Annotated in this window: 7 protein-coding genes, 1 tRNA gene and 1 pseudogene; all 9 read right to left on the bottom strand. The window is 63.4% G+C overall.

Going from position 1 to position 8,675, the window contains the following annotated elements:
* Nucleotides 1–82 precede the first annotated feature (82 nt).
* A complete protein-coding gene (gene rpoB, locus V3B25_RS20135) occupies nucleotides 83–4,237 on the bottom strand; it encodes a DNA-directed RNA polymerase subunit beta (RefSeq protein WP_279943158.1) in 4,155 nt (1,384 codons plus the stop codon).
* A gap of 328 nt (nucleotides 4,238–4,565) precedes the next feature.
* Nucleotides 4,566–4,934, bottom strand: coding sequence for a 50S ribosomal protein L7/L12 (rplL, locus tag V3B25_RS20130; RefSeq protein WP_005408204.1), 369 nt, complete (start codon nucleotides 4,932–4,934; stop codon nucleotides 4,566–4,568).
* 63 nt (nucleotides 4,935–4,997) lie between these two features.
* A complete protein-coding gene (gene rplJ / locus V3B25_RS20125; protein WP_005408203.1) occupies nucleotides 4,998–5,534 on the bottom strand; it encodes a 50S ribosomal protein L10 in 537 nt (178 codons plus the stop codon).
* A 383-nt stretch (nucleotides 5,535–5,917) separates the two neighbouring features.
* On the bottom strand, nucleotides 5,918–6,616 hold the full coding sequence (gene rplA, locus V3B25_RS20120) for a 50S ribosomal protein L1 (RefSeq protein ID WP_004154350.1): 699 nt from the start codon (nucleotides 6,614–6,616) through the stop codon (nucleotides 5,918–5,920).
* A gap of 4 nt (nucleotides 6,617–6,620) precedes the next feature.
* Entirely contained in the window at nucleotides 6,621–7,049 is a 429-nt protein-coding gene (rplK, locus tag V3B25_RS20115) for a 50S ribosomal protein L11 (protein WP_004145248.1), read from the bottom strand.
* 286 nt (nucleotides 7,050–7,335) lie between these two features.
* A complete protein-coding gene (gene nusG, locus V3B25_RS20110) occupies nucleotides 7,336–7,896 on the bottom strand; it encodes a transcription termination/antitermination protein NusG (RefSeq protein WP_004154362.1) in 561 nt (186 codons plus the stop codon).
* 10 nt (nucleotides 7,897–7,906) lie between these two features.
* On the bottom strand, nucleotides 7,907–8,320 hold the full coding sequence (gene secE, locus V3B25_RS20105; RefSeq protein ID WP_005408202.1) for a preprotein translocase subunit SecE: 414 nt from the start codon (nucleotides 8,318–8,320) through the stop codon (nucleotides 7,907–7,909).
* A 49-nt stretch (nucleotides 8,321–8,369) separates the two neighbouring features.
* Nucleotides 8,370–8,445: transfer RNA gene (locus tag V3B25_RS20100), tRNA-Trp, on the bottom strand.
* A gap of 103 nt (nucleotides 8,446–8,548) precedes the next feature.
* Nucleotides 8,549–8,675 (bottom strand): annotated as a pseudogene (tuf, locus tag V3B25_RS20095) (elongation factor Tu); the annotation flags it as partial.

Raw genomic sequence — 8,675 nt, 5'->3', positions numbered from 1 at the left:
CCCTTGTGGTGGTGGGGGGGGCGTCGGGGTTTCCGTTGCCCGCCCGGCGGGGGGGCGCCCCCCCCCCCCCCGCCGGCATGGATCAGTTGTCTTCCAGTTCCATGTTGATGGCCAGCGAGCGGATTTCCTTCACGAGCACGTTGAAGGATTCCGGCATGCCCGCGACCATCTCGTGCTCACCGTCGACGATGTTCTTGTACATCTGGTTGCGGCCCTGCACGTCATCGGACTTCACCGTCAGCATTTCCTGCAGGGTGTAGGCCGCGCCGTAGGCTTCCAGCGCCCAGACTTCCATTTCACCGAAGCGCTGGCCGCCGAACTGCGCCTTGCCGCCCAGCGGCTGCTGGGTGACGAGCGAGTACGGGCCGGTCGAACGGGCGTGCATCTTGTCGTCGACCAGGTGGTTCAGCTTCAGGTAGTGCATGTAACCCACGGTGGTGTGGCGATCGAACGCTTCACCGGTGCGGCCGTCGTACAGCTGGGTCTGGCCACTGCTCGGCAGGTCGGCCAGTTCCAGCATGCGCTTGATTTCCGCTTCGGTGGCGCCGTCGAACACCGGGGTGGCCATCGGCACGCCGTCGGTCAGGTTACGGGCCAGACGCAGCAGTTCCTCGTCGCTGAACTGCGACAGGTCGACACGGTTGGCCACGTTGGTGTCGTCGTGGTTGTAGATGTCGTCCAGGAACTTGCGCAGGTCGGCGACCGCCGCCTGGGCTTCCATCATCGCCTGGATCTTGCGACCCAGGCCCTTGGCAGCCCAGCCCAGATGCACTTCCAGGATCTGGCCGATGTTCATACGCGACGGCACGCCCAGCGGGTTCAGCACGATGTCCACGGTTTCGCCCGAGGCCATGTACGGCATGTCCTCGACCGGCACCACGTTGGAGACCACACCCTTGTTACCGTGGCGGCCTGCCATCTTGTCGCCCGGCTGGATGCGGCGCTTCACGGCCAGGAACACCTTGACCATCTTCAGCACGCCCGGGGCGAGGTCGTCGCCGGCGGTGATCTTGCCGCGCTTGTCGGCGAAGCGACGCTCGAATTCCTTCTCGTGCGCCTGGATCTGCTTCTGGGCGCGCTCGATGGCTTCCGAAGCGTCCTCGTCCTTCATGCGCAGGGCGAACCAGTCAGCCTTCTTCAGGCCGTCGAGGAAGGCGTCGCTGATGACGTCACCCTTCTTCAGGCCAGCGCCACCGTTGACCACCTTGCCCACGATCTGCGAACGCAGACGCATGTAGATGGCGGCTTCCAGGATGCGGAACTGGTCGTCGAAGTCCTTCTTGACGCGCTTGATTTCAGACTCTTCGATCTGGCGGGCGCGCTTGTCCTTCTCGATGCCGTCGCGGGTGAAGACCTGCACGTCGATGACGGTGCCGTCCATGCCCGGCGGAACGCGCAGCGAGCTGTCCTTAACGTCCGAAGCCTTCTCGCCGAAGATCGCGCGCAGCAGCTTCTCTTCCGGGGTCAGCTGGCTTTCGCCCTTCGGGGTGACCTTGCCGACCATGATGTCGCCGGCGCGGACTTCCGCACCGATGTACACCACGCCGCTCTCGTCCAGGCGGTTCAGCGCCTGCTCGGAGACGTTCGGGATGTCGGCGGAGATTTCCTCCGGCCCCAGCTTGGTGTCACGCGCGACGCAGGTCAGCTCTTCGATGTGGATCGTGGTGTAACGATCCTCTTCCACCACGCGCTCGGAGAGCAGGATGGAGTCTTCGAAGTTGTAGCCGTTCCACGGCATGAACGCGATCAGCATGTTCTGGCCCAGGGCCAGTTCGCCGATGTCGGTGGACGGACCGTCGGCCAGCACGTCGCCGCGGGCGATGACGTCACCCACCTGGACCAGCGGACGCTGGTTGATGCAGGTGTTCTGGTTCGAACGGGTGTACTTGACCAGGTTGTAGATGTCCACGCCTGCATCGGTGGCGCCAACGATCTCTTCCTCGTTGACCTTGACCACGATGCGGGCCGCGTCGATCTGCACGATCTCGCCACCACGGCGGGCGTTCACGGTCACACCGGAGTCACGCGCCACGGCGCGCTCGATGCCGGTACCGACCAGCGGCTTCTGCGCACGCAGGGTCGGCACCGCCTGACGCTGCATGTTGGCGCCCATCAGTGCGCGGTTCGCGTCATCGTGCTCCAGGAACGGAACCAGCGCGGCCGCGATCGACACGGTCTGCATCGGCGAGACGTCCATGAAGTGGACTTCCGCCGGCGGCTTCAGCAGCGATTCGCCCTGGAAGCGGCACGGAACGAACTGCTCGGTCAGGGTGCCCTTGGCGTCGGTCAGCGCGTTGGCCTGCGCAATGACGTACTCGTTTTCTTCGATCGCCGACAGGAACTCGACTTCGTCATAGACCTTGCCGTCCACGACCTTGCGGTACGGAGTCTCGAGGAAACCGTACTGGTTGGTGCGGGCGTACACGGCCAGCGAATTGATCAGGCCGATGTTCGGGCCTTCCGGGGTTTCGATGGTGCAGACGCGGCCGTAATGGGTCGGGTGCACGTCGCGCACTTCGAAGCCGGCGCGCTCACGGGTCAGGCCGCCCGGGCCCAGGGCCGAGACGCGACGCTTGTGCGTCACTTCCGACAGCGGGTTGTTCTGGTCCATGAACTGCGACAGCTGCGAGGAGCCGAAGAACTCCTTGATGGCAGCGGCGACCGGCTTGGCGTTGATCAGCTCCTGCGGGGTCAGGCCTTCCGACTCGGCCATCGACAGGCGCTCCTTGACCGCGCGTTCGACGCGGACCAGGCCCACGCGGAACACGTTCTCGGCCATTTCACCGACCGAACGCACGCGACGGTTGCCCAGGTGGTCGATGTCATCGACCACGCCGCGACCGTTGCGGATCTCGGTCAGGACCTTGATCACGTCCAGGATGTCGGAGCTGTCGCCATGGGCGGCAACCAGGCGCTTGGACTCTTCGTCGTTGCGCTCGCCGTAGTACTTGCGGTCGTACAGCACGGCTTCGCCGGTGGTTTCCTTGCGGCCCACGCGACGGTTGAACTTCATGCGGCCGACCGCGGACAGGTCATAGCGCTCGAAGGTGAAGAACAGGTTGTGGAACAGGTTCTGCGCGGCATCCTTGGTCGGCGGCTCGCCCGGACGCATCATGCGGTAGATCTCGACCAGGGCTTCCAGCTGGGTCTTGGTCGGGTCGATGCGCAGGGTGTTGGACAGGTACGGGCCACGATCCAGATCGTTCACCCACAGGGTGCCCACGGCATCCACACCGGCCTTGCGGAAGGCCTGCAGCTGCTCGTCGGTGATCTCGTCATTGGCCTGCGCCAGCAGTTCGCCGGTCGAGGCATCGACCACGTCGTGCGACAGGATGCGGCCGACGATGTAGTCGTCCGGCACGGCCAGGGCGGCGATGCCCGAGGCTTCCAGCTGCTTGATGTGGCGCGCGGTGATGCGCTTGCCGGCTTCCACGATGACCTTGTCACCGTCGGCGAGGTCAAAGCCCAGGGTTTCGCCACGCAGGCGCTCCGGCACCAGCTCCAGCTGGACGCCTTCATCCGGGTTGATGTGGAAGGTGTTGATCTCGAAGAACTCGGCCAGCATCTCTTCGTTGCTGTAGCCAAGCGCGCGCAGCAGGATCGACACCGGCAGCTTGCGGCGGCGGTCGATACGGGTGAACAGCGCGTCCTTCGGGTCGAACTCGAAGTCCAGCCAGGAACCGCGGTAAGGGATGATGCGGGCGCTGTACAGCAGCTTGCCCGAGCTGTGGGTCTTGCCACGATCGTGGTCGAAGAACACACCCGGCGAGCGGTGCAGCTGCGAGACGATGACGCGCTCGGTGCCGTTGACGATGAAGGTGCCGTTCTCGGTCATCAGCGGGATTTCGCCCAGATAGACCTCCTGCTCCTTCACGTACTTGATGGCCTTGGTCGACGACTCGCGGTCGTAGATCACCAGGCGCACGGTCACGCGCAGCGGGGCGCCGTAGCTCATGCCACGCTGGCGGCACTCACGCTCGTCGAAGACCGGTTCGCCCAGCTTGTAGCCGACGTATTCCAGGGCAGCGTTGCCGCTGTAGCTGGCGATCGGGAAGACCGACTTCAGCGCAGCGTGCAGGCCGTGGTCCGTGCGCTTGGCCGGATCGACGTTTTCCTGCAGGAATTCACGATAGGAATCCACCTGGATGGCGAGCAGGAACGGCACTTCGAGAATCGAGCGCTGCTTGCCGAAATCCTTGCGGATACGCTTTTTTTCGGTGAACGAATAGGACGTCATGAGGTCTTCCACCTTGTTGTGCGGATCGTGCGCCCACGATCCGAAGGGAACTTGAAATTGTCAGTTGGAAGTCGCTGGTATTGCCGGCACCAGCACGCCTTCTCCCGCTACTTCCAACTGCCAACTCGTCTGCATCCACTCCCCCGCTGCCGCGCTCTGCGCTGGCCTGCCGGGGTCTGACCGCAGCCCGTGTTGGGCTTTTTCTGCTTTTGAAACAGTCGACCAACAGTCGACCCTACCGGTACTGCAACAACGACCAAAGGCCGGGGGCTTACGCCCCCAGCCTTGGCTGCATCGCCGTGAATCGGTGACGATGCAAGGTAACTGCTTACTTGACTTCGACAGTCGCGCCAGCAGCTTCCAGGTCCTTCTTCATCTTCTCGGCGTCTTCCTTCGAAGCGCCTTCCTTCAGGACGCCACCGGCTTCGGCCAGGTCCTTCGCTTCCTTCAGGCCCAGGCCGGTGATGGCGCGGACGGCCTTGATGACTTCGACCTTCTTGTCGCCGGCCGACTTCAGGGTGACGGTGAACTCGGTCTGCTCTTCAACAGCAGCGGCCGGGCCAGCGGCAGCAGCCACGGCAACCGGAGCAGCGGCGGAGACGCCGAACTTCTCTTCGATGGCCTTGACCAGCTCCATCACTTCCATCAGGGACTTCTCGGCGATGGCGTCGACGATCTGTTCGTTGGTAAGGGACATGATTAATACCTTTGGATGATTTTCTGGGTTGAGGTTCCGTCAGGAACCACGGTAAGTCGAAACTCAGGCAGTCTCGGCGGCCGGTTCCGCAGCGTCGGCGGCGACGTCGCCACCACCCTGCTTCTCGCCAACGGCCTTGATGGCGCGGGCAAACATCGTGACCGGCTCGGTCAGGACGCGGGCCAGCATGGCCAGGGCCTGGTCGCGGGTCGGCAGCGAGGCCAGCACGTCGACGTGGCTTGCCGGGAACACTTCGCCACCGATGGCGACGACCTTAGCCTTCAGCTTGTCGTTGCCCTTGGCGGCTTCCTTGATCAGGCGACCGGCAGCGCCGGGCTCCTCGAGCGAGAACGCGTACAGCAGCGGACCAACCATCTGGTCCTGGGCGACTGCGAACTCGGTGCCTTCAACGGCGCGCGAAGCCAGGGTGTTCTTGACAACCTTCAAGAAAACACCGGTTTCACGAGCCTGCTTGCGCATCGCGGTCATCTGGGCGACCGTGGTACCAGCGTATTCGGCTGCGATCAAGGAGTGGGCCTTGGCGGCGACGTCTGCCAGCTCGGCGACTACTTCTTGCTTCTGGGACAGATTGAGAGCCATTGCACTCCTCCTATTGAACTCCGCTTACGGCTCCTGCCGTGTGCGGTCCTGTGCGGCATCCGTCCTGGACGCCGGGAACATCGGGATGATGTTCCGGGGGTGGGCCGTTCCAGACCTGGAGGCAATCAGGGAAATCCCAGACGTGCGTGAACCAGAAAAACTCCAGAAGGGCACCATCTACGCAGGGTGATTCCGGGGAATCGATTAAGCGCTCATGACTGCTCCGGCGGCGACTCCTTGCCAGATCGAGCTTCCGTGCCCGTCGCCGGTATTGCCACGACCGCGCCTGCGGTCTTTGACGGCTACCGCGGGCGATGCACTGCCAACGATGCCTTCAAATGTCACGGTCACGGCACCGAAGGTACCGTGACCGCTTGAAACAATTACTTCAGGGTCAGCGACGACTGGTCGACGGTGACGCCCGGGCCCATCGTCGAGCTGACCGAAACCTTCTGCAGGTAGGTGCCCTTCGAGGTGGCCGGCTTGGCCTTGATCAGGTCCAGCAGCAGCGCGGTCAGGTTCGACTTCAGCGCGTCTTCGGCGAAGTCGGCCTTGCCGATGGTGCAGTGGATGATGCCGGCCTTGTCGGTGCGGTAACGGACCTGACCCGACTTGGCGTTCTTCACGGCTTCACCCGGGTTCGGGGAAACGGTGCCGACCTTCGGGTTCGGCATCAGGCCGCGCGGGCCCAGCACGGTGCCCAGCTTACCGACGACGCGCATGGCGTCCGGGGTCGCGATGACGACGTCGTAGTTCAGATCGCCGGCCTGCATCTTCTCGGCCAGATCATCCATACCGACGGCTTCGGCGCCAGCGGCCAGGGCTTCGTCAGCCTTGGCACCGGCCGGAGCGAACACGGCGACGCGGACCGACTTGCCGGTACCGGCCGGCAGCACGGTGGAGCCACGAACCTGCTGGTCGGACTTCTTCGCATCGACGCCCAGGCGCACAGCGACGTCGATCGACTCGACGAACTTGGCCTTGGTGGCGCTCTTCAGGATGTTGATCGCGTCCTCGAAGGCGTATGCCTTGCCCGGAACGACGGCGGCCTTGATGGCCTTCTCACGCTTGGTCTGTGCCATCTTATTAACCCTCCACCACGAGGCCCATGGAACGGGCAGAGCCAGCGATGGTACGCACGGCGGCGTCCAGATCGGCGGCAGTCAGATCCGGTTCCTTCGCCTTGGCGATCTCTTCCAGCTGCTTACGGGTGACCTTGCCGACCTTCTCGGTGTTCGGGCGCTTGGAGCCCGACGAGATGCCAGCGGCCTTCTTCAGCAGGGTGGTGGCCGGGGTGCTCTTGGTGATGAAGGTGAACGTACGGTCCGAGTAGGCCGTGATGATCACCGGAACCGGCAGACCCGGCTCGAGCTTCTGCGTGGCAGCGTTGAACGCCTTGCAGAATTCCATGATGTTCAGACCGCGCTGACCCAGCGCAGGACCGACCGGCGGCGAGGGGTTGGCCTGACCGGCCTTCACCTGCAGCTTGATGTAACCGACAACTTTCTTTGCCATGTGAGTACTCTCCGGGTGCTAGCGCCTTTCGACAACAGGCTCCCCATCGGACCGGGAATCACGCGTCCCGGCATCGCGTTTTGAAATCATGCTGAAGGCCACCTTGCGGCGGCCTCGTCCTGCTGGCTTCCCAGCGGGGAGCCGCGCACTATATCAGGTTTTTTCTTCACATGCCTGAAGCGGCATATAAACGGACGAAACCGGGCAAGGCCCGGTTCCTGGTTCCGTAGAGTCGAGCTTGCTCGACCGATCAGCAAAGTCGAGCAAGCTCGACTCTACAGCTGGATCAGACGGCCTTTTCGACCTGGCCGAACTCGAGTTCGACCGGAGTGGCACGACCGAAGATCAGCACCGAGACGCGCAGACGGCTCTTCTCGTAGTTGACCTCTTCGACGACGCCATTGAAATCGTTGAACGGGCCGTCGGTGACGCGGACCATCTGGCCCGGCTCGAACAGCACCTTCGGGCGCGGCTTCTCGACACCTTCCTGAACGCGGTTCAGGATGGCTTCGGCCTCGGAATCGGCAATCGGCAGCGGACGGTCGGCGGTGCCGCCGATGAAGCCCATCACGCGCGGGGTTTCCTTGACCAGGTGCCAGCTTTCGTTGTCGATGCGCGGAATACCGGCTTCTTCGTGGGTCTCGATCTGGACCAGCACGTAACCCGGGAAGAACTTGCGCTCGGAGCGGCGCTTCTGGCCAGCGCGCATCTCGACCACTTCTTCGGTCGGGACCAGGACATCGCCGAAGCGCTCTTCCATGCCGTCACGGACGATGCGATCGCGCAGAGCCTGCGCCACCGACTTCTCGAAGCCCGAATAGGCGTGAACGACGTACCAACGCTTCATGCAATTCTCCTTAGCGGCTCAGGAACAACTGAACCAGCCACTGAATGACGTAATCGAACCCACCCAGCAACAGACTGAGAATGGTCACCACCACCATCACGACCCAGGTCATGCGGATGGCTTCCTGGCGCGTCGGCCAGACCACCTTGCGCAGTTCGAAGCGCGACTCGGAGAGGAATTCGCGGGTGTCGCGCCCCTTGCCGGTCAGCATGAACACGCCGATACCGCCAACCAGACCGACCACGACCGCCAACGCACGCAGCTGACCCGCCCACGCACCCAGCTGGGTGGCGCGACCGGAGTCGGCGGAGAACCAGAACCAGACGAACAGACCGGCCAGCACCAGCAGCGATGCGGCGACGTACTTGACGATATCCCCGCCGTTGGCGGAGTTGTCCTTGGAGTGTTCGATCTTGCTATTCATCCGGCTGTGTCTGCTTTAGCGGCCCAGGCCGCTGGATAAGGTGGGCAGATGGCACGCCAGGAGGGACTCGAACCCCCAACCTGCGGTTTTGGAGACCGCTGCTCTGCCAATTGAGCTACTGGCGTACGTGTTGAAACTTGCCTTCCCTTAGACGGCGAAGGCGGACCGAGGTTCCCGGCCCGCCATTCGCGTAACCGGCGGCGCTATGCAACCACCGGTACTGCAGGCTTACTCGATGATCTTCGAGACCACGCCGGCGCCGACGGTACGGCCGCCTTCGCGGATGGCGAAGCGCAGGCCTTCGTCCATTGCCACCGGGTTGATCAGGGTGACGACCATCTTGACGTTGTCACCC

The sequence above is a fragment of the Stenotrophomonas sp. SMYL8 genome, assembly GCF_036320065.1.
In the GTDB taxonomy this organism is placed as follows: Bacteria; Pseudomonadota; Gammaproteobacteria; order Xanthomonadales; family Xanthomonadaceae; genus Stenotrophomonas; species Stenotrophomonas maltophilia_A.
This window is presented reverse-complemented; position numbering and strand designations above follow the sequence as displayed.